2 protein-coding genes are annotated in these 1846 nt (G+C 44.5%); both read right to left on the minus strand.

The window, feature by feature from the left end; all coding sequences use genetic code 11:
- Positions 1-1282, minus strand: a 1282-nt coding sequence (locus tag JF818_RS10670) for a sugar ABC transporter ATP-binding protein (protein ID WP_198891998.1), incomplete at its 3' end; no start/stop codon positions are given.
- A gap of 110 nt (positions 1283-1392) precedes the next feature.
- The coding region (locus JF818_RS10675) for a substrate-binding domain-containing protein (protein WP_198891999.1) at positions 1393-1846 on the minus strand (454 nt) is incomplete at its 5' end.

Raw genomic sequence — 1846 nt, forward strand, 5'->3', positions numbered from 1 at the left:
CTCCAACAGTAGGTCCGTTCAGAACCAGAATCCTTGGATTACAAGCAAGCCATTTAGCGAGAACGATTCTTTGCTGGTTACCGCCTGAGAGCGTCTGACTTGCATTGTTTGCATCCGGTGTAGCGATTGCAAGGTTCTCAACCCATCTGGAAACCTCTTTGGAGCGTTTCTCCTCGTCCAGAATCCCTGCTTTTTTTGTGAGTTGGTCTATCTCAGAGATGACAATGTTATCAGCAATGCTTTGTGAAAGGAAAAGGCCTTCACTCAAGCGATCTTCTGGAACATAGCCAATATCGAAATTGATGGCATCTCGAGGACTTTGTATGGAAACTGGGTTCTCATCTACAAAGAATGTACCCTCATCAATCGGCTTGATGCCAAACATGGAGAGTGCCAATTCTGTTCGGCCTGAATCCAGAAGTCCGGTAATGCCAATAATCTCTCCCTGGCGGAGAGAGAAGGAAATGTCGGAGAAATGATTGGATAAACCTGCTTTTTCAGCTCTGAATATTGGATTTTCAGAGACACTCTCAGCCTTGAAATTTCTTTTCTCAAATTCGCGCCCCGTCATGTAGAATGAGAATTTTCTATCATCCAGATCTGACGTTGATCCAGAGGCAACAACCTCACCACTTCGGAGAATCGTAAATTTTTCAGATATCTCGAACACTTCATTCAATTTATGACTGACAAAGAGCGTAGCAATGCCTTGTTCCTTTAGTTGAGTGATGATCTTGAAAAGGTTTGTTACCTCTTTCTTCGTTAGCGCGGTAGTTGGCTCATCCATAATAATCAGACGAGCATCCTGCATCAATGCACGACTGATTGCGATCATCTGTTTCTCAGCGACTGTTAGGGTTCCTACATAGGCATCCAAGTCGATAGAGACATTGATTTTCGCGAGAGCCTCCTGGGCAATGCTTTTCATTCGCTTCCAATTAACCAGACGTCTACCTTCAGCAAGTTCATTGTTGAAAGCGAGGTTTTCCATGACTGTGAGATTGGGGAAAACAGAAAAATCCTGATAAATAACCTGGATTCCGTTATTGATTGCATCGATCGGGCTGATCTTCTTGTATTGATTCCCCTGGAACTCAATGTGCCCAGCATCAGGTGTATATACTCCACTGATAACCTTGATCAGTGTGGATTTCCCACTCCCGTTTTCTCCAGCGAGGCAATGAATTTCGCCGGGTTGCATGCTGAACGATACATTCTTGAGCGCCTGTACTCCCACAAATGATTTGTAAATACCTACGGTCTTGAGTAGGCTCTCCGACATGGCTCATCCCCCCCTTATTATGCAGTTCTTGTTATAGGTATAGTACCATTAAATGAAGATTGCCCTGCAAAATTTCCAATTCAGCAGGGCAATCCTTCTAGAAACAGTCCTTAGAAACCGAAGTCATAGACATTATCAGCGTTGATAACGATCCAGCCTTCTCCTTCAAGAACGGTACTGCTGCCTGCTCTGAACTGCAGGTTGGTGTAACCATCTACATCCAGATTCACTGGTGCTGTGATTTCTTCACCGTCTAATACCTTGACAGCGAGAGATATCATTGCTTTTCCTGCAAGAGCAGGATCCCAGAGGGTAAGAGACTTGACGACGCCACTCTCAAGAAGTTCAGCATTATCAAGAGGCATACCGGTACCTGATGTAAAAGCCTTGTCAACCAGACCCAATTCCTGAATAGCTCTTGCAACACCCGGAGCATCATAAGAAGAGGTTCCCATTACTCCTTTCAGATCGGGATACTTCTTGAAGAGCTCTTTGGATACATTGTAAGCAACATCACCGTTATCGTTTGATTCAACTCTGGGTTCATCTTCCAGAAGCTTCATC

Source organism: Sphaerochaeta sp. S2, assembly GCF_016406725.1.
Taxonomy (GTDB): Bacteria; Spirochaetota; Spirochaetia; order Sphaerochaetales; family Sphaerochaetaceae; genus Sphaerochaeta.